General features: G+C 69.3%; 25 protein-coding genes. 3 read left to right on the forward strand and 22 right to left on the reverse strand.

Annotated features, from left to right (window positions below; genetic code table 11):
- Positions 1-7: 7 nt before the first annotated feature.
- The 3 genes from OU787_RS12355 to OU787_RS12365 are packed head-to-tail and all read left to right on the forward strand — an operon-like array spanning position 8 to position 4,331.
- Positions 8-1,618, forward strand: a complete 1,611-nt coding sequence (locus tag OU787_RS12355) for a glycosyltransferase family 2 protein (protein WP_442788458.1) — start codon at positions 8-10, stop codon at positions 1,616-1,618.
- Positions 1,615-2,628 carry a glycoside hydrolase family 26 protein gene (locus OU787_RS12360; RefSeq protein ID WP_268659357.1) on the forward strand — a complete coding sequence of 338 codons (1,014 nt, stop codon included), beginning with the start codon at positions 1,615-1,617 and terminating at the stop codon, positions 2,626-2,628. Before OU787_RS12355 ends, OU787_RS12360 begins: the two co-directional genes overlap by 4 nt.
- A complete protein-coding gene (locus tag OU787_RS12365; protein ID WP_268659358.1) occupies positions 2,628-4,331 on the forward strand; it encodes an ArnT family glycosyltransferase in 1,704 nt (567 codons plus the stop codon). The genes OU787_RS12360 and OU787_RS12365 overlap by 1 nt, the downstream gene beginning before the upstream one ends.
- A gap of 37 nt (positions 4,332-4,368) precedes the next feature.
- Here the strand turns inward: OU787_RS12365 and glmM are convergent, their stop codons facing one another.
- From glmM to OU787_RS12475, 22 genes are all read right to left on the reverse strand, one after another.
- Positions 4,369-5,733 (reverse strand): phosphoglucosamine mutase, encoded by a 1,365-nt coding sequence (gene glmM, locus OU787_RS12370; RefSeq protein WP_268659359.1) that lies wholly within the window; start codon positions 5,731-5,733, stop codon positions 4,369-4,371.
- A gap of 136 nt (positions 5,734-5,869) precedes the next feature.
- Positions 5,870-6,376 (reverse strand): 30S ribosomal protein S9, encoded by a 507-nt coding sequence (rpsI, locus tag OU787_RS12375; RefSeq protein WP_030457400.1) that lies wholly within the window; start codon positions 6,374-6,376, stop codon positions 5,870-5,872.
- Positions 6,377-6,424: 48 nt separating this feature from the next.
- Entirely contained in the window at positions 6,425-6,868 is a 444-nt protein-coding gene (rplM, locus tag OU787_RS12380) for a 50S ribosomal protein L13 (RefSeq protein ID WP_014136251.1), read from the reverse strand.
- Between the two features lie 229 nt (positions 6,869-7,097).
- Positions 7,098-8,756, reverse strand: coding sequence for an ABC-F family ATP-binding cassette domain-containing protein (locus tag OU787_RS12385; protein WP_268659360.1), 1,659 nt, complete (start codon positions 8,754-8,756; stop codon positions 7,098-7,100).
- Positions 8,757-8,798: 42 nt separating this feature from the next.
- Positions 8,799-9,689 (reverse strand): tRNA pseudouridine(38-40) synthase TruA, encoded by an 891-nt coding sequence (truA, locus tag OU787_RS12390; RefSeq protein WP_442788629.1) that lies wholly within the window; start codon positions 9,687-9,689, stop codon positions 8,799-8,801.
- A 120-nt stretch (positions 9,690-9,809) separates the two neighbouring features.
- Complete coding sequence (gene rplQ, locus OU787_RS12395; protein WP_030457403.1) at positions 9,810-10,283, reverse strand: 50S ribosomal protein L17; 474 nt, start codon at positions 10,281-10,283, stop codon at positions 9,810-9,812.
- Between the two features lie 135 nt (positions 10,284-10,418).
- Complete coding sequence (locus OU787_RS12400; RefSeq protein ID WP_030457404.1) at positions 10,419-11,441, reverse strand: DNA-directed RNA polymerase subunit alpha; 1,023 nt, start codon at positions 11,439-11,441, stop codon at positions 10,419-10,421.
- A gap of 133 nt (positions 11,442-11,574) precedes the next feature.
- Positions 11,575-11,982, reverse strand: coding sequence for a 30S ribosomal protein S11 (gene rpsK, locus OU787_RS12405; protein ID WP_014136257.1), 408 nt, complete (start codon positions 11,980-11,982; stop codon positions 11,575-11,577).
- Between the two features lie 72 nt (positions 11,983-12,054).
- Positions 12,055-12,435 (reverse strand): 30S ribosomal protein S13, encoded by a 381-nt coding sequence (rpsM, locus tag OU787_RS12410; RefSeq protein WP_014136258.1) that lies wholly within the window; start codon positions 12,433-12,435, stop codon positions 12,055-12,057.
- A 179-nt stretch (positions 12,436-12,614) separates the two neighbouring features.
- Positions 12,615-12,728 carry a 50S ribosomal protein L36 gene (gene rpmJ, locus OU787_RS12415; protein WP_003956441.1) on the reverse strand — a complete coding sequence of 38 codons (114 nt, stop codon included), beginning with the start codon at positions 12,726-12,728 and terminating at the stop codon, positions 12,615-12,617.
- A gap of 35 nt (positions 12,729-12,763) precedes the next feature.
- A complete protein-coding gene (infA, locus tag OU787_RS12420) occupies positions 12,764-12,985 on the reverse strand; it encodes a translation initiation factor IF-1 (RefSeq protein WP_003956442.1) in 222 nt (73 codons plus the stop codon).
- 188 nt (positions 12,986-13,173) lie between these two features.
- A complete protein-coding gene (mscL, locus tag OU787_RS12425) occupies positions 13,174-13,608 on the reverse strand; it encodes a large conductance mechanosensitive channel protein MscL (RefSeq protein WP_268659362.1) in 435 nt (144 codons plus the stop codon).
- A gap of 119 nt (positions 13,609-13,727) precedes the next feature.
- The gene (gene map / locus OU787_RS12430) at positions 13,728-14,564 is read right to left on the reverse strand and encodes a type I methionyl aminopeptidase (protein WP_030457406.1); all 837 of its coding nucleotides are present in this window, start codon (positions 14,562-14,564) and stop codon (positions 13,728-13,730) included.
- A 113-nt stretch (positions 14,565-14,677) separates the two neighbouring features.
- Positions 14,678-15,337: an adenylate kinase gene (locus OU787_RS12435; RefSeq protein ID WP_030457407.1), complete on the reverse strand. Its 660-nt coding sequence runs from the start codon at positions 15,335-15,337 to the stop codon at positions 14,678-14,680.
- Entirely contained in the window at positions 15,337-16,644 is a 1,308-nt protein-coding gene (gene secY / locus OU787_RS12440) for a preprotein translocase subunit SecY (protein ID WP_030457408.1), read from the reverse strand. The genes OU787_RS12435 and secY overlap by 1 nt, the downstream gene beginning before the upstream one ends.
- 260 nt (positions 16,645-16,904) lie before the next feature.
- Complete coding sequence (gene rplO / locus OU787_RS12445; RefSeq protein ID WP_030457409.1) at positions 16,905-17,357, reverse strand: 50S ribosomal protein L15; 453 nt, start codon at positions 17,355-17,357, stop codon at positions 16,905-16,907.
- Positions 17,358-17,359: 2 nt separating this feature from the next.
- Positions 17,360-17,542, reverse strand: a complete 183-nt coding sequence (rpmD, locus tag OU787_RS12450; protein ID WP_014136270.1) for a 50S ribosomal protein L30 — start codon at positions 17,540-17,542, stop codon at positions 17,360-17,362.
- Positions 17,542-18,162 (reverse strand): 30S ribosomal protein S5, encoded by a 621-nt coding sequence (gene rpsE, locus OU787_RS12455; protein ID WP_030457410.1) that lies wholly within the window; start codon positions 18,160-18,162, stop codon positions 17,542-17,544. The genes rpmD and rpsE overlap by 1 nt, the downstream gene beginning before the upstream one ends.
- 48 nt (positions 18,163-18,210) lie before the next feature.
- The gene (rplR, locus tag OU787_RS12460) at positions 18,211-18,594 is read right to left on the reverse strand and encodes a 50S ribosomal protein L18 (RefSeq protein WP_014136272.1); all 384 of its coding nucleotides are present in this window, start codon (positions 18,592-18,594) and stop codon (positions 18,211-18,213) included.
- A 3-nt stretch (positions 18,595-18,597) separates the two neighbouring features.
- The gene (gene rplF / locus OU787_RS12465; RefSeq protein ID WP_030457411.1) at positions 18,598-19,137 is read right to left on the reverse strand and encodes a 50S ribosomal protein L6; all 540 of its coding nucleotides are present in this window, start codon (positions 19,135-19,137) and stop codon (positions 18,598-18,600) included.
- A 22-nt stretch (positions 19,138-19,159) separates the two neighbouring features.
- Positions 19,160-19,567, reverse strand: coding sequence for a 30S ribosomal protein S8 (gene rpsH / locus OU787_RS12470; RefSeq protein ID WP_030055831.1), 408 nt, complete (start codon positions 19,565-19,567; stop codon positions 19,160-19,162).
- A gap of 266 nt (positions 19,568-19,833) precedes the next feature.
- Complete coding sequence (locus OU787_RS12475) at positions 19,834-20,019, reverse strand: type Z 30S ribosomal protein S14 (protein WP_008747480.1); 186 nt, start codon at positions 20,017-20,019, stop codon at positions 19,834-19,836.
- Position 20,020 lies beyond the last annotated feature (1 nt).

A 20,020-nucleotide genomic window follows, 5' to 3' on the forward strand; every position in this document is an offset into this window, starting at 1 on the left:
GGCCCTCTTGTCCAGCAGTACCGAATCGACGCGCCGCAGCCGGCGCCGCGCAGCCGTCCCCGCCCAGCGCCGCCGCAGGGACCCGGTCGCACCGCAGCTCGGACTGCTGCCGCAACCGCCGGACGACAGCGAGAAGTTCTCGTACGCCAAGCGCCACCTGTGGGTGCTGACGCTCAGCTCGCTGATCAGCTTCGGCTGCCTGGCCGCCAGTCAGGCCACCCTGCTCGCGAACACGCCCTGGCTGTGGATCTACTCGCCGTTCCTGCTGTTCACCGTGGTCTACTACCTGATCTCGCTGCGGGTCACCGGCCTCAACGGCGATTTCGACCTCAAGGGCCACCGGCAGCTGGTGCGTTCCTGGCGCCCCCAGGAGTACCCCGCGGTCGACGTCTTCCTCCCGGTGTGCGGCGAGCCGATCGAGATCCTGCACAACACCTGGACGCACGTCCGGGAGATGGCCGACCACTACCCCGGCCTGTGCATGCCCTACGTCCTCGACGACTCGGCCAGCCCCGAACTCGAAGCGATGGCCGCCGACTTCGGCTTCCGCTACGGCACCCGCCCGAACCGCGGCTGGTACAAGAAGGCGGGCAACCTGCACTTCGGGTTCGGCAACTCCGACGGCGAGTACATCCTCATCCTGGACGCCGACTTCACCCCGCGCGCCGACCTGCTGAACGAACTCCTCCCGCACCTGGAGGCCGACCCGAAGCTCGGCATCGTGCAGTCCCCGCAGTACTTCCGGGTCCTGGACTCGCAGAGCTGGGTCGAGCGCGGCGCCGGCGCCGTGCAGGAGCTGTTCTACCGTTCCGTGCAGGTCTCCCGGCAGGCCAGGGACGGCGCGATCTGCGTCGGCAGCTGCGCCGTCTACCGGCGGTCCGCGCTGGAGGAGAACGGCGGCACCACCCTGATCGAACACTCCGAGGACGTGCACACCGGCTTCGACCTGCGCCGCCTCGGCTGGGGACTGCGCTACGTGCCGCTGGCACTGGCCACCGGGGTCTGCCCGGACACCGCCGGCGCCTTCTACAACCAGCAGTACCGCTGGTGCTCCGGCTCGATGAGCCTGCTCGGCAGCCGCAAGTTCTGGGACACCAAGCTCCGCTGGGGCAGCCGGCTGTGCTACATGTCCGGGTTCTTCTACTACATCCACACCGCGATCTTCATCTTCCTGTCGCCGGTGATCCCGCTCGTCCTGCTGATCTGGCACCCGGAGATGTTCCTGGTCGAGCGGCTCTGGCTGGTGCTGCCGAGCCTGGTGTACACCACGGTGATCTTCCCGCTCTGGCACCGCGTCCCGTACCGCCTGGAAGCCTGGTCCTGCCGGATGATGTACGGCTGGGCGCACTTCTTCGCGATCTGGGACATCCTGCGCCGCAAGCGGATGGCCTGGCAGCCGACCGGCTCCAGCACCGCCAAGAAGAACCGGACCCGCCGGCTGTGGACCGGGCTGTGGGTCTGGGGCGGCGGCACCGCGCTCGCCTGGGTCGGCATCGCCGTCTGGCGCATCCTGACCGGGTACCCGCCGGACTACGCCCTGGTGCTCGCCTCCGGGCTGTTCTACGCCCTGGTGGTCGGCCGCACCCTCCTCCAGCCCCGAAGCGAGAAGGCCGCGTGAACCCGACCCGTCGAGCCAGGACCACCGCCTGCCTGCTGCTGGCCGGTGTGCTCATGCTGCTGCCGGGCTGCGACCGGCCCGGACCGTCGAACGGCGGTGACGCCTTCGGTTCCGGCGACACCCAGGTGGCCTCCGCCGCCCCCAGCAGCCAGGCCCCGGTCGACCTGACGCCGCTGCTGCAGCCCGCGAAGAAGTACATCGGTGTCGCGCTGGACGGCGCGCCGGCCTCCATGGAACCGGTGCAGAAGTACGCCGAGATGGTCGGCAAGCAGCCCAACGTCATCGAGAACTACGCCGGTTGGGGCGACCAGTTCGACTCCACCGGCGTCCGGCTGACCTGGCAGAACGGCGCCCTGCCGTACATCGCCTGGGAACCGCACAAGACCCCGCTGGCCGACATCGGCAAGGGCGACTCGGACGCGTACATCAAGGCGTTCGCCACCGCGGTGCAGAAGACCAACGTGCCGGTGGCGATCAGCTTCGCCCATGAGATGAACGGCCACTGGTACGACTGGGGCACCAAGACGAACAGCCCCGAGGACTTCGTCGCCGCGTGGCACCGGATCCACGACATCTTCCAGGACCGCGGCGCGTCCAACGTCATCTGGGTGTGGAGCCCGAACATCGTCAACCCGGTGCAGCAGGTCGCCCTCCAGCCGTACTACCCGGGCGACGGCTACGTCGACTGGATCGGCATGGTCGGCTACTGGACCGAGTGCTGCGACAAGGACTTCGAGCAGGTCTACGGCCCGACCATGAACCAGGTCCGCAAGTTCAGCGGCAAACCGTTCATCATCAGCGAGACCGCCGCCGAACCCGGCAGGAAGGCGTCCTCGTTCGTCGACCAGTTGTTCGCCGGCGTCGAGGCGCACCCCGACGTCCTCGGCTTCGTCTGGTTCAACATCAGCAAGCGCGCCGACTGGCGGCTCGAGAAGACGCCCAGTTCGCTGAAGGCGTTCAAGGAGCACGCCGCCGACCCGCAGTACGGCTTCGATCCGAGAAAACCCTGATGACGCAGCAGCGCGACGACACGTACTCCTCCGAGTTCCCGGCCCGGGAGGACCGCTACCACGCGGAACGGAACTTCGGCTGGTTCACCGCCGAACCCGAGGTCCCGGAGCAGCCGGCGGCACCCGCCGAACCCGGGTACACCCTCCCCGAGGTCCCCGAGGTCGGCTGGGACCCGCTGCCGAGCAGCCGCCGCACCTGGATCAGCCGCCTGGTGCTGCTGGGCATCCTGGTCGCCCAGGCGCTGCTGACGCTCCGGCTCGGCAACAGCGCCTTCGAGGACGAGGCCCTGTACCTGTACGCCGGCCACCTCCAGCTGCACCACCTGAACGGCGGCGCCCCGCTGCCGGACTCCTTCGCCGCGTACTTCTCCGGATCGCCGCTGCTGTACCCGCCGCTGGCCGCCGCGGCCGACGCCTACTTCGGCCTGGCCGGCGCCCGCGCCCTGTCGCTGGCGTTCATGCTGGGCGCCACCGCGCTGCTGTACATGATGACCCGCCGGCTGTTCAACGAGCGGGTCGCGCTGGTCGCGGCGGGCTGCTTCGCGGTCACCCAGTCCACCCTCTTCATGGGCGCACTGGCCACCTACGACGCGATGGCGCTGTTCCTGATCGCGCTCGCCGCCTGGCTGGCGGTGCGCACCGCCCGGCGCGGCTGGTGGCTGAGCACCCTGACCCTCCCGCCGGTCCTGCTGCTGGCCGTCGCGGTCAAGTACGCCTCGCTGATGTACGCCCCGGTGGTCGTCGCGCTGGCCTGCCTGGCCGCCGTCCCGTACCACGCGTGGCGGTCGCTGCTGCGGCTGTTCCTGATCCCCGCCGTCGCGGTCGGCGGCGCGTACGCGGCGCTGCGCCTCACCGGCTCCGACATCCTCGCGGGCCTGCAGTCCACCACCACCGGCCGCGCCACCGGCCACGGCGTCCGGACGGAGATGCTCCGCGACTGCGTCGAGTGGGGCGGCCTGCTGTTCGCCCTCGCGCTGCTGGGCACCGTCCTGTACGCCCGCAAGGGCCGGATGAACGAGGCCCCCACCCTGCAGGCCGTCCGGGTGCCACGGCGGCTGTGGCGGGTCCTGATGGGCCTGCTGCTGACCGGCACCGCACTGCTCGCCCCGGCCTACCAGATCTGGATCCACGAGAGCGTCTCGCTGCACAAGCACATCGGCTACGGCCTGCTCTTCGCCGCGCCGATGGCCGCCCTCGGCATCACCCGCGTGGTCGGCTCGCACTTCCGCCACCCGCAGCTCGGCATCCTCGCCTGGGTCACCATGCTGGTGCTCGGCATGGTGCAGTCCACCAGCCTGTACCACGCCTGGCCGAACTCGGACCAGCTGATCTCCACCCTGAACCGGCAACTGGTGCCCGACGGCCACTACCTGGTCGAGGCGAACTCGGTGCCGCGCTACTACCTGCGCAAGCAGGTCGGCTTCGGCCAGTGGACGTCCACGTACACGATCACCTACCAGAACAAGGACAAGAAGCTGCTCACCGGCGAGGCGGGCTTCCAGGCCGCCCTCACCGACAGCTACTTCGACGTCGTGGTGTTCGACCGGACGGTCACCGGGGCCCTGGACGACAAGCTCACCAAGCAGCTGCGCACCGAGGGCAAGTACCGGCTGCTGGTCAGCATCCCCTACCGCAACAGCTACGGCAACGGCTTCTACCAGGTGTGGATCCCCGTGAAGAAGAACGCCGCCCCGCAGCAGTAGGCGCCTGCCGCGGGGCCCCGGCGGGCCCCGCGGCCCGTCACCCCAGGTGCAGCCGGACCGCGTCCGCGAGCCGCTGGCAGACGTCCTGCGCCTGCTCCTCGCCGACCGCCTCGACCATGACCCGGACCAGCGGTTCCGTGCCGGACTTGCGCAGCAGGACCCGGCCGGTGCTGCCCAGTTCGGCCTCCGCCTCGGCGACCGCGGCCTGGAGCTCGACGCAGGACTCGACCCGGTTCTTGTCCACGCCCTTGACGTTGATCAGCACCTGCGGGAGCCGGGTCATGACCGAGGCAAGATCGGCCAGCGGCTGCTTGGTGGCGGCCAGCCGGGCGCCCAGCATCAGGCCGGTCAGGGTGCCGTCACCGGTGGTGGCGTGGTCGAGCAGGATGACGTGCCCGGACTGCTCGCCGCCGAGCGCGTAGCCGTGCTGCTTCATCTCCTCCAGCACGTACCGGTCGCCGACCGCGGTCTGCACCAGCTCGACGCCCTCGCGCTCCATCGCCAGCTTGAAGCCCAGGTTGGACATCACGGTGGCGACCGCGGTGTTGCCGCGCAGCGTGCCGGCCTCCTTCATGGCGACCGCGAGGACGGCGATGATCTGGTCGCCGTCGACCTCGTTGCCGTCCGCGTCGGCGGCCAGGCAGCGGTCGGCGTCGCCGTCCAGGGCGATGCCCAGGTCGGCCCGGTGCTCCTTCATCGCGGCGCGCAGCTTGTCCAGGTGGGTGGAGCCGACGCCGTCGTTGATGTTCAGGCCGGTCGGCTCGGTGCCCAGGGTGTGCACCACCTCGGCGCCGGCCCGGGCGAACGCCTCGGGGGCGACCCGGGCGGCCGCGCCGTGCGCGCCGTCGATGACGACCCGGACCCCGTCGAGCCGGTTCGGCAGCACCGCGACCAGGTGCGCCACGTACCGGTCGAAGCCCTCGTTGTACTGGCGGACCCGGCCGACCGCGCCGCCGGTCGGGCGGGTCCAGGTCTCGTCGCCGACGCCGTAGCGGCGGTAGTGCGCCTCGATCGCGTCCTCGATCGCGTCGTCCAGCTTGTGGCCGCCGCGGGCGAGGAACTTGATGCCGTTGTCCGGCATCGCGTTGTGGCTGGCGGAGAGCATCACGCCGAAGTCCGCGCCGAGCGCGCCGGTCAGGTAGGCCACCGCGGGGGTGGGCAGCACGCCGACCCGCAGCACGTCGACGCCGGCGCTGGCCAGGCCGGCGATCACGGCGGCCTCCAGGAACTCTCCGGACGCCCGCGGGTCCCGGCCGACCACGGCCACCGGCCGGTGGCCCTCGAACGCGTTGGCGTCGCCGAGCACGTGCGCGGCGGCCACCGACAGGCCCAGTGCCAGCTCCGCGGTCAGGCCCTCGTTGGCCACACCGCGCACCCCGTCCGTACCGAAGAGTCGTGTCATGTTCGCGTTCGTCCGTTCTGTCGCGCCTGTACCGGGCTCGGGTGGTGCCGCCCCCGCGGACTCCGCACCGGCCCGGGAGGCACAACGCCCCGGAGCACTGGAGTGCTCCGGGGCGAGGATCGCATGAAGGGTGCGATTAGCGCTTGCTGTACTGCGGCGCCTTGCGGGCCTTCTTGAGACCGGCCTTCTTGCGCTCGACGGCGCGCGAGTCACGGGTCAGGAAGCCGGCCTTCTTGAGCGCGGCGCGGTTGTTGTCCACGTCCGCCTCGTTCAGGGCGCGGGCCACGCCGAGGCGCAGCGCGTAGGCCTGACCGGACACGCCGCCACCCGCGATGCGGGCGATGACGTCGTAGCGGCCGTCCAGCTCCAGGAGCTTGAAGGGCTCGTTCACGGTCTGCTGGTGCACCTTGTTGGGGAAGTAGTTCTCCAGGGTGCGACCGTTGATCTTCCACTGGCCGGTGCCGGGGACGATGCGCACGCGGGCGATCGCCTCCTTGCGGCGGCCGAGGCCGGCGCCGGGGACGGCCTCGCCGAAGCGGCCGGCCAGCGACTCGGTGGTGTACTCGGTCTCGGTGGTGTACTCGTCGACGTTCTCGTCGTCGAAGTCGACCTCGAGGGTGCTCTCGATGGCAGTCTCGGCCACGGTGTTCCTCAGCTCTTCTACGTCAGTTGGGGTGTGTGGTGGCCGGAATTACTGCGCGACCTGGGTGATCTCGAACGGCACCGGCTGCTGCGCAGCGTGCGGGTGCTGGTCGCCCGAGTAGACCTTCAGCTTCGAGAGCATCTGACGGCCCAGGCTGTTCTTCGGAACCATGCCCTTGATGGCCTTCTCGACGGCCTTCTCCGGGTTGTTCGCGAGCAGGTCGTCGTAGCGGACCGAGCGGAGACCGCCCGGGAAGCCGCTGTGGCGGTAGGCCAGCTTCTGGGTCTTCTTGTTGCCCGAGAGGTGCACCTTGTCGGCGTTGATGATGATGACGAAGTCACCAGTGTCAACGTGCGGCGCGTAGATCGCCTTGTGCTTGCCCCGCAGGAGGTTGGCGGCCTGGGAGGCCAGGCGGCCGAGCACGACGTCGGTCGCGTCGATGACGTGCCACTGACGCTGGACGTCGCCGGGCTTGGGGCTGTACGTACGCACGGTCGTAGCCTTCGCTTTTCAGTGAGTGGGTCCTGACAGGAGCACCAAGGCCCGGGGCCTCCAGCCGATCCGCCCGGACGCAATTCGGGCAGCCGCTGGAGTTCGGCCTGTCGTCTCCGGCGTACCGACCTCTCACGTGAGATAGAGCGAGCCAATACGCACAACAGCGGCCAACCTTACCGGGCCGGTGGGGTGGAATCCAAACCGGCCCGGCGGGACGGGCTCCGGTTCAGCGGTCCCGGACGACCCGGGTCTCGTCCCAGACCGGCTCCGGGGCCTCGTAGACCCGGCCGTCCGAGCCGAACACCAGGAAGCGGTCGAAGCTGCGGGCGAACCAGCGGTCGTGGGTGACGCACAGCACGGTGCCGTCGAACGCCTCCAGGCCCTGCTGCAGCGCCTCGGCGCTCTCCAGGTCCAGGTTGTCGGTCGGCTCGTCGAGCAGCAGCGCGGTCGAGCCGGACAGCTCCAGCTTGAGGATCATCAGCCGGGCCTGCTGGCCGCCGGAGAGCGACTCGAACTTCTGCTCCTCCTGCCGGTCCAGCTCGTAGCGGCGCAGCGCGGACATCGCCGCGCCGCGGGAGAGCGCGTGCTCCTCCTCGACGATCGAGCGCACCGTGCGGCCGAGCAGTTCGGGGTGGGCGTGGGTCTGCCGGAAGTGCCCCGGCACGACCCGGGCGCCGAGCTTCCACTCGCCGCCGTGCTTCACCGTGTCGTCGCCGGCCAGCAGCCGCAGGAAGTGCGACTTGCCGGAGCCGTTGGAGCCCAGCACCGCGACCCGCTCGCCGTAGAAGACCTCCAGGTCGAAGGGCTTCATCAGACCGGACAGCTCCAGGCCCTGCATGGTGAAGGCCCGCACGCCGGTGCGGCCGCCCTTGAGCCGCATGGTGATCGACTGCTCGCGCGGCGGCGCCTCGGGCGGGCCGGCGTCCTCGAACTTCTTCAGCCTGGTCTGCGCGGCGGCGTACCGGGAGGCCATCTCGTGGCTGACCGCGGCGGCCTGACGGAGCGTCAGCACCAGCTTCTTCAGCTTGGCGTGCTCCTCGTCCCAGCGGCGGCGCAGTTCCTCGAAGCGCTCGAAGCGGGCCTTGCGGGCCTCGTGGAAGGTGTCGAAGCCGCCGCCGTGCACCCAGACGCTGGAGCCGGTCGCGCCGGACTCCACCGCGATGATCTTCTCGGCGGTGCGGGAGAGCAGCTCGCGGTCGTGCGAGATGTACAGCACGGTCTTGTTGGTGGCCCTGATGGCCTCCTCCAGCCAGCGCTTGCCCGGCACGTCCAGGTAGTTGTCCGGCTCGTCGAGCAGCAGCACCTCGTCCGGGCCGCGCAGCAGCGCCTCCAGCACCAGCCGCTTCTGCTCGCCGCCGGAGAGGGTGTTCAGGCCGCGCCACTGGGCCCGCTCGAACGGCATGCCGAGCGCGGCCGTCGTGCAGACGTCCCAGTCGGCCTCGTACTCGTAGCCGCCGGCGTCCGACCAGTCGGAGAGCGCCTGGGCGTAGGCCATCTGCGACTTCTCGTCGTCCTGGGCGATCATCGCCAGCTCCGCGGCGTCCACCGCGCGGGCCGCGTCGGCGATCCGCTTCGGGGCGACGGAGACCAGCAGGTCGCGCACCGAGGCGTCGGCGGGCAGCGCGCCCGGGGCGTCCTCGGTGCTCTCCCGGCCGGTGGTGCCGACGAACTGCCGCATCACGCCCAGCCCGCCGGTGACCGTCACCGAGCCGCCGTGCGGCTGGGTGTCCCCCGCGATCATGCGCAGCAGCGTGGTCTTGCCCGCGCCGTTGGCGCCGACCAGCGCGACGGCCGCGCCCTCGCCGACCCGGAAGGACGCGTCGTCGAACAGCACCCGCCCGTCCGGCAGGTAGTACTCAAGGTGCGAAATCTCGACGTGTCCCATGCCTTCGGATTGTGCCAAGGCGCGCGCCGCCGACCAAACCCTTTACCTGCCGGGAGCACCCGCGGGGACCGGCTCCCCCAGCGTCCGCAGCCGCCGCGAGATCCGGTTGCGCTCGGCGAGCAGGTCGTCGGCCGGGTAGCCGACCTCCTCCAGCGTCAGCCCGTGCGGCCGGATCACGTTGACCGCCGAGTTGCGCACCCCGCCCGCCAGCACCTCCCCCGGGAACTCCACCGGCCGGTGCCCGTCGCCGACCAGCAGCATCGCCCCGACCAGCGCGCGCACCATGTTGTGGCAGAACGCGTCCGCCCGCACGGTGGCCACCGCCAGCGAGCCCTCCTGGGCCGCGTACGGGTCGATCGGCACCCGGTCCCAGTGCAGTTCCAGCAGGGTGCGGATGGTGGTGGCGCCCTCGCGCTTCTTGCAGTACGCGGCGAAGTCGTGCTCGCCGACCAGCAGCGCCGCCGCCTCGTTCATCTTCGCCAGGTCGAGCGGCCGGTCGTGCCACAGCACGTGCCCGCGCAGCAGCGGGTCGACCCCGCCGGGGTGGTCGGCCACCCGGTACGCGTAGCGCCGCCAGACCGCCGCGAACCGGGCGTCGAAGCCGTGGGGCGCCTCGGAGACCCGGTACACCCGGACGTCGGCGGGCAGCCGCCCGGCCAGCCGGCGCAGCAGCTTCTGCCCGTGCTGGGCCCACAGCGCGTCCGGCAGGTCGACGTGCGCGACCTGGCCGCGGGCGTGCACCCCGGCGTCGGTGCGGCCGGCCACGGTCAGCGGGAAGTTCTCCTCGCTGCGCAGCACGATCCGCAGCGCGTCCTCCAACTCGCCCTGCACGGTGCGCCGTTCGCGCTGCCGGGCCCAGCCGGAGAACTCCGCGCCGTGGTAGGCGAGGTCCAGCCGGATCCGGGTGTGCCCGTCCGCCGGGCCGTCCTTCACCGGCGGCAGCTCCGCGCAGTCGTTCACCACTCCAACTCCCCTGTCTCACTGCTGGGATGCGAACGGGCCCGCTCCCCCGACGAGCGGGAGGGCGGGCCCGGACGAAGACTACGCGGAGGCTCAGGCCTCGGTGGTCTCGGCGGCCTCGTCGGCCTTCGCCTCGGCGGCCTGGTCGGCCTCCTTGACGGCGCGCTTGGCGGCGGCCTCGGCCTCGGCGACGGTCGCCTTGGTGGCGATCTCGCCCTCGACCAGCTCGATCACGGCCATCGGGGCGTTGTCGCCGCGACGGCTGCCGATCTTGGTGATGCGGGTGTAGCCGCCGGGGCGGTTCTCGAACCGCGGGGCGATCTCGGTGAAGAGGGTGTGCAGCACCGACACGTCGGTGATGGTCTTGCGCACCAGGCGACGGTTGTGGATGTCGCCCTTCTTCGCCTTGGTGATCAGCTTCTCCGCCAGCGGGCGCAGGCGACGGGCCTTGGCCTCGGTGGTGGTGATGCGGCCGTACTGGAACAGCTCGCGGGCCAGGCCGGCCAGCAGGAGCGGCTCGTGGGACGGGCCGCCGCCGAGACGGGCACCCTTGGTGGGACGGGGCATGGTTACTCCTCGTATCTCCGACTACGGCCGTACCAGGTACCGCAGCGGGCGTGCGGACACTGTGCCCGCACGACTTCTCATGGCCCCGGGGGCGATCCACTGGGAACCGCCCCCGGCGTCAAGACTTCAGGGAACTCAGTACTGCTCGGTCTCCGCGTAGCCCTGGTCGTCCAGGTCGTCGGCGCCGAAGGCGTCGGCGGCGGCGGTCGGGTCGAACCCGGGCGGGCTGTCCTTGAGGGCCAGGCCCATGCCGGCCAGCTTCGCCTTGACCTCGTCGATCGACTTCGCACCGAAGTTGCGGATGTCGAGCAGGTCGGCCTCCGAGCGGGCGACGAGCTCACCCACGGTGTGGATGCCCTCGCGCTTGAGGCAGTTGTAGGAGCGGACGGTGAGTTCCAGCTCCTCGATCGGCAGCGCCAGGTCCGCGGCCAGGGCGGCGTCCGTCGGGGACGGGCCCATGTCGATGCCCTCGGCGTCGACGTTCAGCTCGCGGGCCAGGCCGAACAGCTCGACCAGGGTCTTGCCGGCCGACGCCATCGCGTCGCGCGGACGCATGGCCGGCTTGGTCTCGACGTCGACGATCAGCTTGTCGAAGTCGGTGCGCTGCTCGACACGGGTCGCCTCGACCTTGTAGGTGACCTTGAGCACCGGGCTGTAGATGGAGTCGACCGGGATGCGGCCGATCTCCTGGCCCGAGGCCTTGTTCTGCACGGCGGAGACGTAGCCGCGACCGCGCTCGACGGTCAGCTCCATCTCCAGCTTGCCCTTGCCGTTCAGCGTGGCGAGGACCAGCTCGGGGTTGTGCACCTCGACACCGGCCGGGGGCGCGATGTCGGCGGCGGTGACCACACCCGGGCCCTGCTTGCGCAGGTACATCACGACCGGCTCGTCGTGCTCCGAGGAGACGACCAGCTGCTTGATGTTCAGGATGAGGTCGGTGACGTCCTCCTTGACGCCCGGCACGGTGGTGAACTCGTGCAGGACGCCGTCGATCCGGATGCTGGTGACGGCGGCACCCGGGATCGAGGAGAGGAGCGTGCGGCGGAGCGAGTTGCCGAGGGTGTAGCCGAAGCCCGGCTCCAGCGGCTCGATCACGAACCGCGAGCGGAACTCGTCGACGACCTCTTCGGTCAGCGAAGGACGCTGAGCGATCAGCATGTTCTGGATCCTCCAGTTGTCTTCGGCACCCACTATTTGATGCCGATAGAACTCAAGCGTACGGGGTCCCGTCGAGAACGGGACCCCGTACCAGGTTTGAAACACCGGACGCCTGGTGACCCCAGGCGTCGCGTCAGACGCGGCGGCGCTTCGGCGGACGGCAGCCGTTGTGCGGGGTGGGGGTGACGTCCTGGATCGAGCCGACCTCCAGGCCGGTGGCCTGGAGCGAGCGGATCGCGGTCTCACGGCCGGAGCCCGGACCCTTGACGAAGACGTCGACCTTGCGCATGCCGTGCTCCTGCGCGCGACGGGCAGCGGCCTCGGCGGCCATCTGCGCGGCGAACGGGGTGGACTTGCGCGAGCCCTTGAAGCCGACGTGGCCGGCAGAGGCCCAGGAGATCACGTTGCCCGAGGGGTCGGTGATCGAAACGATGGTGTTGTTGAACGTGCTCTTGATGTGGGCGTGCCCGTGAGCGACGTTCTTCTTCTCCTTGCGGCGGATCTTCTTCGCGCCGGCAGCCTGACGACCCTTGGGGGGCATAAGTCTGTTCTCCTACTGAGGTGGTCGGTCCGCTGACCCGCGGGCCGGAGGGATGTCCGGTGACGGGACGGACTACTTCTTGCCCGGCTTCTTCTTGCCGGCGATCGCGCGACGCGGGCCCTTGCGGGTACGCGCGTTGGTGTGGGTGCGCTGGCCGCGGACGGGCAGACCGCGACGGTGGCGCAGGCCCTCGTAGCAGCCGATCTCGACCTTGCGGCGGATGTCGGCGGCGACCTGGCGGCGGAGGTCACCCTCGACCTCGAAGTTCGCGTCCACGAACTTCTGCAGCTTGACGAGGTCGTCCTCGCTGATGTCGCGCACGCGGATGTCACCGCTCACGCCGGTCTCGGCGAGGGCCAGCTGGGCGCGGGTCTTGCCGATGCCGTAGACGTAGGTGAGGGCGATCTCGATCCGCTTCTCGCGGGGGAGATCAACGCCGGAAAGGCGTGCCATTCAAGGCTCCTGTGGTTCTTCTCAGAGGTCTGACGTGCCGCCTACTCGCTGTCTCTCGACAGGGAGCCCCGGCCTCTGACCGGGGGTGGCAGTCCGTCCGGGACGGACGGATCGGGCGGCCCGCTTATGACGTTGGTGCGCGTCGCGCGAAGGTCCTACGAGAAATGCTGGGGGGTGGATCAGCCCTGGCGCTGCTTGTGGCGCAGGTTGTCGCAGATCACCATGACCCGGCCGTGGCGGCGGATCACCTTGCACTTGTCGCAGATCTTCTTGACGCTCGGCTTGACCTTCATGATTCAGGTTCTCCGGGGTCTAGATCTGGCGGTTGTTACTTGTAGCGGTAGACGATCCGGCCGCGGGTCAGGTCGTAGGGGCTGAGCTCCACCACGACCCGGTCATCCGGGAGGATGCGGATGTAGTGCATGCGCATCTTGCCGCTGATGTGCGCGAGGACCTTGTGACCGTTCTGCAGCTCGACCTTGAACATCGCGTTCGGAAGAGACTCGATCACGGTGCCCTCGATCTCAATGGCGCCTTGCTTCTTAGCCATGAACTGCGAGATCCACCCTTCGGGTCCGGCTACCGTATGCGGAACGCTCGTGCGAACCAGGCTTCACCTCTGCCACGGGGGATTCCCCTGGGCTGAGGGCGTGCGGGAACACGCTACGAGAGAGCCGACGCACCATCGTAAACCAAGCACCGCACCGGAGCGAAATCAGCTCGGCGCGGTGCCGGGGCTCAGTACTTCGCGGCGACCTGCACCGGGACGACCGGCTGCACCACGGCGGTGCAGGCCGAGCAGCGGCGGGCGGCCTCGGGGATCTCGGTCAGGCACTCGGGGCAGGGGCGCTTGGGCACCGAGGGCTTCTTCGGCAGGTACCGGGCGGTGGCCTTGGACACCGGCAGCACCACGCAGAAGTACAGCACCGCGGCGGTCAGCACGAACGCGATCAGCACGTTCAGGAACTGGCCGTACGGGAAGTGCACGCCGGCCACCGAGAAGGTGTAGGCGCTGAAGTCGCCGGCCGCGCCGACCACCACGCCGACCACCGGGGTGAGGAAGGCGGTGACGAAACCGGTCACCACGCCGGTGAACGCGGCACCGATGACCACACCGACGGCCATGTCGATGACGTTGCCGCGCATCATGAAGTCGCGGAAGCCCTTGAGCACTGTCTCTCCCCTGGGGTTGCTGCGGGTGTCAGCTGATGAAAATAGGACAAGGGGCCCGGAGGTCCAAACCCCCGGGCCCGATCCGCCCGCAGTGAGAGAAGTCCCTCAGATCATCCGGTTCAGCCCAGCGGGTCCGGCGCCGCGGTGACGCCCAGCTTGGCCAGCTCGGCCCGGCCCCCGTCGAAGGCGGTCAGCACCAGCGGGCCCTGCTCGGTGACGGCCACCGAGTGCTCCCAGTGCGAGGCCCAGGTGCCGTCGGTGGTGACGACCGTCCAGTCGTCCTCCAGCACCGCGGTGTGCGGGGTGCCGAGCGAGACCATCGGCTCGATCGCCAGCACGGTGCCCGGGACCAGCTTCATGCCCTTGCCGCGGCCGGCCACGTAGTTCAGCACGTGCGGCTCCATGTGCATCGCGGTGCCGATGCCGTGGCCGCCGTAGCCCTCGGTGATGCCCCACTTGCCCTTCGGCGGCAGCGGCTGGCGGCGGACGAAGCCCTCGATCGCCCGGGAGACGTCGACCAGCCGGTTGCCCTTCTTCATCTGGGCGATGCCGGCCCACATCGAGCCCTCGGTGACCTTCGACAGCATCACGTTCTCGGCGGCGGTCTCGCCGACCGCGACGGTGATCGCCGCGTCGCCGTGCCAGCCGTCCAGGATCGCGCCGCAGTCGATCGAGATCAGGTCGCCGGCCTTCAGCACCCGCTCGCCGGGGATGCCGTGCACGACCTCCTCGTTCACCGAGGCGCAGATCACCCCCGGGAACCACAGACCGCCGTGGTCGGCGCGGAAGTTGGAGGTGGCGCCGTGCTTGGCGATGACCGCGTCGGCGATGTCGTTCAGCTCGCCGGTGGTCACCCCCGGGGCGACCGCCTCGCGGGCGGCCTTCAGCGCCTCGGCGACGACCAGCCCGGCCGCCCGCATCTTGGCGATCTGCTCGGGGGTCTTGATCTCCACCATCTGGTCAACGCCTTCCACGTTCTGATTTCGGACTGCCCTCCACCGTACGACGCACGAGACGGCCGGGGCGCCCGCTTCGGGGCGACCCGGCCGTCTCACGACGCGTCGTGGCGTCAGGCGTTCTTGTTCTGCTCCAGGGCGGCGACCGCGCGCTCGGTCACCTCGTCCACCTTGCCGAGGGCGGAGATGGTGACCAGCAGGCCCTGCGCCTGGTAGTAGCCGATGATCGGCTCGGTCTTGGAGTGGTACTCCTCCAGGCGGACCCGGACGGCCTCCTCGGTGTCGTCCGAGCGCTGGTACAGCTCGCCGCCGCACTCGTCGCAGACGCCCTCGACCTTCGGCGGGTTGTACACCACGTGGAACACGTGGGCGCCGTCGTTGCGGCACAGCCGGCGACCGGCGATCCGCTTGACGACCTCGTCCTCGGGGACCTCAAGGTCCAGCACGCCGTCCAGCGCGATCCCGTTCTCGGCCAGGATGGCGTCCAGCGCCTCCGCCTGGCCCAGGTTGCGCGGGAAGCCGTCCAGCAGGAAGCCGCCTGCGGCGTCCGGCTGGAGCATGCGGTCCTTGGCCATCCCGATGGTGACCTCGTCGGGCACCAGGCGCCCGGCGTCCATGTAGGACTTCGCCTCGACACCCAGCGGGGTGCCCTGGCTGATGTTGGCACGGAACAGGTCACCGGTGGAGATGTGGGGAATGGACAGGGTCTTGGCCAGAACGTGCGCCTGAGTACCCTTCCCGGCCCCGGGGGGTCCGACGAGGACGATTCGCATCAGCGGAGGAACCCTTCGTAATTGCGCTGCTGGAGTTGGCTCTCGATCTGCTTCACAGTTTCGAGTCCGACGCCGACGACGATGAGCACGGAGGTGCCGCCGAACGGGAAGTTGGTCTGCTGTCCGAAGGCGACCAGGGCGACCATCGGGATCAACGCGATGAGGCCCAGGTAGAGGGAACCCGGCCACGTGATGCGGGTGAGCACGTAGTTCAGGTACTCGGCCGTCGGCCGGCCGGCCCGGATGCCCGGGATGAAGCCACCATACTTCTTCATGTTGTCGGCAACTTCTTCGGGGTTGAAGGAGATGGCGACGTAGAAGAAGGCGAAGAAGACGATCAGCACGAAGTAGGTCGCCATGTAGACCGGGTGGTCGCCCTTGACGAAGTGGTTCCGGATCCAGATCGCCCAGCTCGCCTGCGAGTTGGTCAGCTGCACCACCAGCGCCGGGATGTACAGCAGCGAGGAGGCGAAGATGACCGGGATGACGCCGGCCTGGTTGACCTTCAGCGGGATGTAGGTCGAGGTGCCGCCGAAGGACCGGCGGCCCACCATCCGCTTCGCGTACTGCACCGGGATCCGGCGCTGGGCCTGCTCGACGAAGATGACCAGGCAGACCACGATGATGCCGACCGCGATGACCGAGGCGAACTCGCCCCAGCCGTCCAGCAGCTTGCCGGACTCCTTGATCGCCCACATCGAGCCGGGGAAGCCCGCCGCGATCGAGGTGAAGATCAGGATCGACATGCCGTTGCCGATGCCGCGGTCGGTGATCAGCTCACCCAGCCACATGATGACGGTGGTGCCGGCGGTCATGATGATGACCATGGTGGCGATCCGGAAGATCGACTGGTTCGGCACGATGTTGCCGCCCTCGGGGCAGCCCGAGAACAGCGCACCGCTGGACGCGGTCGCCAGGATGCCGGTGCCCTGCAGCACCGCGAGGGCGATGGTCAGGTAGCGGGTGTACTGGGTGATCTTCGCGGTGCCGGCCTGCCCCTCCTTCTTCAGGGCCTCCAGCCGCGGGATGACCACGGTGAGCAGCTGCAGGATGATGCTGGCCGTGATGTACGGCATGATGCCGAGCGCGAAGATGGTCAGCTGCAGCAGCGCGTTGCCGCTGAACAGGTTGACCAGCCCGAACAGGCCTTCCTTCTGCCCGTTGACGCACGCGTGGACGGCCTGGAAGTTGATTCCGGGCATGGGGACGTGGGCGCCCAGCCGGAACAGCACCATGATGCCCAGCGTGAACAGCAGCTTCTTGCGCAGGTCGGGCGTCTGGAACGCCCGCGCGAACGCACTGAGCACGGTGCCTCCTGCGCCTCCCGCGCGTCGTCGGCGGAAGGGTCGGTCCTGATGTGGGGAAAGGGAACTTCACGGACTCTAACAGTGCCCGGGGGCCGGAAAGAAGCGCGTGCGGCCGCTCCCCCACTCATGGGGTACGGCTTGCCCGGGTTTGACACACAAATAGAGCGTGTGCAAGGGGTGCCAACGGCACCGGGCCCCGGCCCCCCTTTCACAAGAGGGGCTCGGGGCCCGGTGTCTGTCCGTGCGTCAGATCGACCGCGTCAGAGCAGTTCGGTGACCGAACCGCCGGCCGCGGTGATCTTCTCGGCGGCGGAGCCGGAGACGGCGTCGACCGTCACCTGCAGCGCCACCGCGATGTCGCCCTGGCCGAGGACCTTGACGAGCTCGTTCTTGCGAACGGCGCCCTTCGCGATCAGGTCGGCCACGGTGACCTCGCCACCGTTCGGGTAGAGCTCGGCCAGGCGGTCCAGGTTCACGACCTGGAACTGCTTGTGGGCCGGGTTCTTGAAGCCCTTCAGCTTCGGCAGGCGCATGTGGAGGGGCATCTGGCCACCCTCGAAGCGCTGCGGAACCTGGTAGCGGGCCTTGGTGCCCTTGGTACCACGACCTGCAGTCTTGCCCTTGGAGCCCTCACCGCGACCAACACGGATCTTGTCCTTCTTGGCACCCGGGGCGGGCTTCAGGTTGTGGAGCTTGATCGGCGAGTCCGACATGATCAGTCCACCTCCTCGACCGTGACGAGGTGGCGAACGGTGTGGACCATGCCGCGGATCTCCGGGCGGTCCTCCTTCACCACGGTGTCGTTCAGCCGCTTCAGGCCGAGCGAACGGAGGGTGTCACGGTGGTTCTGCTTGCTACCGATGTACGACTTGGTCTGGGTGACCTTCAGGCGAGCCATCAGGCGCTCACCCCAGCCGCACGGGCCCGGAGCAGCGCGGCCGGGGCCACGTCCTCCAGGGGCAGGCCACGACGGGCGGCGATCTCCTCGGGGCGCACGAGGCCCTTCAGAGCGGCCACGGTGGCGTGCACGATGTTGATCGCGTTGTCCGAGCCGAGCGACTTCGACAGGATGTCGTGAACGCCGGCGCACTCCAGGACGGCACGCACCGGGCCACCGGCGATGACACCGGTACCGGGGGACGCCGGCTTCAGCAGCACGACGCCGGCGGCCTTCTCGCCCTGGATCGGGTGCGGGATGGTGCCCTGGATACGGGGGACCTTGAAGAAGTTCTTCTTGGCCTCCTCAACGCCCTTGGCGATGGCGGCCGGAACCTCCTTCGCCTTGCCGTAACCGACACCCACGGTGCCGTCACCGTCGCCCACCACGACCAGCGCGGTGAAGCTGAAACGACGACCACCCTTGACAACCTTGGCGACACGGTTGATCGCGACGACGCGCTCGACGTAAGCGGTCTTCTCGGCGACCGGGGCGCCGCCCCGCTCGTCCCGCTTACGGTCGCGCCGCTCGCCACCGGTGCCGCCGCCGGCGCCGCTACCGCGGCGCTGGGGTCCAGCCATTGGAATTACCTCTCTCGTTTACGTCCGCCGACAGAGTCGACGAGCGGCTTAGAAGTCGAGCCCGGACTCGCGGGCCGCGTCCGCCAGGGCGGCGATGCGGCCGGCGTACCGGTTGCCCGCGCGGTCGAAGACGACCGACTCGACGCCGGCGGCCTTGGCGCGCTCGGCGACCAGGCTTCCGACCTTCTTGGCCAGCTCGGTCTTGTCGCCCTCGGTGCCCTTGATGGACACGTCGAGGGTGGACGCCGACGCCAGGGTGTGACCCTTGGCGTCGTCGATGACCTGGGCGACCATGTGGCGGTTCGAACGCGTCACGACGAGGCGCGGACGCACCTCGGTGCCGACGACGCGCTTGCGAACGCGAATGGCGCGGCGCTTGCGGGCGGCGTTCTTGTAGGCGTTGCCCTTGCCGATCTTGACAGAGACGCTCATCGCTTACTTACCACTCTTTCCGACCTTGCGGCGGATGACCTCGCCCGCGTACTTGACGCCCTTGGCCTTGTACGGGTCGGGCTTGCGCAGCTTGCGGATCTTGGCGGCGATCTCGCCGACCTTCTGCTTGTCGGTGCCGTCCACGTGGAACTTGGTGGGCGTCTCGACGACGAAGGTGATCCCCTCCGGCGCGGTGACCAGGATCGGGTGGCTGTAGCCCAGCGCGAACTCCATGTCGGAGCCCTTCGCCGTGACTCGGTAGCCGACGCCGCTGATCTCCAGCGACTTGCGGTAGCCCGCGGTCACGCCGGTGATCATGTTCGCCACCAGCGTGCGCGACAGGCCGTGCAGGGCCTTCGACTGACGCTCGTCGTTCGGGCGGGTGACGACCAGAGTGCCGTCCTCGCCCTTGCCGATCTCGATCGGCGCGGCGACGACGTGGGTGAGGGTGCCCTTGGGGCCCTTCACCGAGACCGTCTGGCCGTCGATGGTGACGTCCACACCAGCGGGAACCTGGATGGGCAGCCGTCCAATGCGCGACATTGCTGTACCTCCGTTTCCCGAATTACCAGACGTAGGCGAGAACTTCTCCGCCTACGCCCTTCTTGGCGGCCTGCTTGTCGGTCAGGAGGCCGGAGGACGTGGAGATGATCGCCACGCCCAGGCCGCCGAGCACCTTCGGCAGGTTGGTGGACTTTGCGTACACACGCAGACCCGGCTTGCTGATGCGCTTGATGCCGGCGATGGAACGCTCGCGGTTGGGGCCGAACTTGAGCTCGATGGTCAGCTTCTTGCCGACCTCGCCCTCGACGGGCTCCTCAACCTTGTAGGAGGAGATGTACCCCTCCTGCTGCAGGATCTCGGCGACGTGCGCCTTGATCTTGCTGGCCGGCATCGCCACGGAGTCGTGGTACGCCGAGTTCGCGTTACGCAGACGCGTGAGCATGTCTGCGATGGGGTCGGTCATGGTCATGGTGGCCTCAGGCCTCTCCCGCCGTGGTTTCTCCGCGCCAGGTCCCCCTCCGCGCACTCGGTGGAGTGCGAAAGGGGCACAAGCGCAGGGGACCTGCGACGTAGTAAGACTGGGTGTCGCGAGCCCTCTCAGGAAGGCCGCGGGTCGCCCGGAGGGGACGCCGCAGCAGGGGCCCGACCCCAACACCTTACGGGATCCCTCGCGGGAACCCAAAAGCGTCGAGGTCGGGCACACTGCTCGCTGATGTCAGAACTTCCGGTAAGGACTTACCAGGAGCTCTTGGTCACGCCCGGCAGCTCGCCGCGGTGCGCCATCTCACGGAGGCACACACGGCACAGGCCGAACTTGCGGTACACCGAGTGCGGACGGCCGCAGCGCTGGCACCGGGTGTACGCCCGGACGCCGAACTTCGGCTTGCGCTCGGACTTAGCGATCAGGGCCTTCTTCGCCATG

The organism is Kitasatospora sp. YST-16, from assembly GCF_026802215.1.
GTDB classification, from domain to species: Bacteria; Actinomycetota; Actinomycetes; order Streptomycetales; family Streptomycetaceae; genus Kitasatospora; species Kitasatospora cineracea.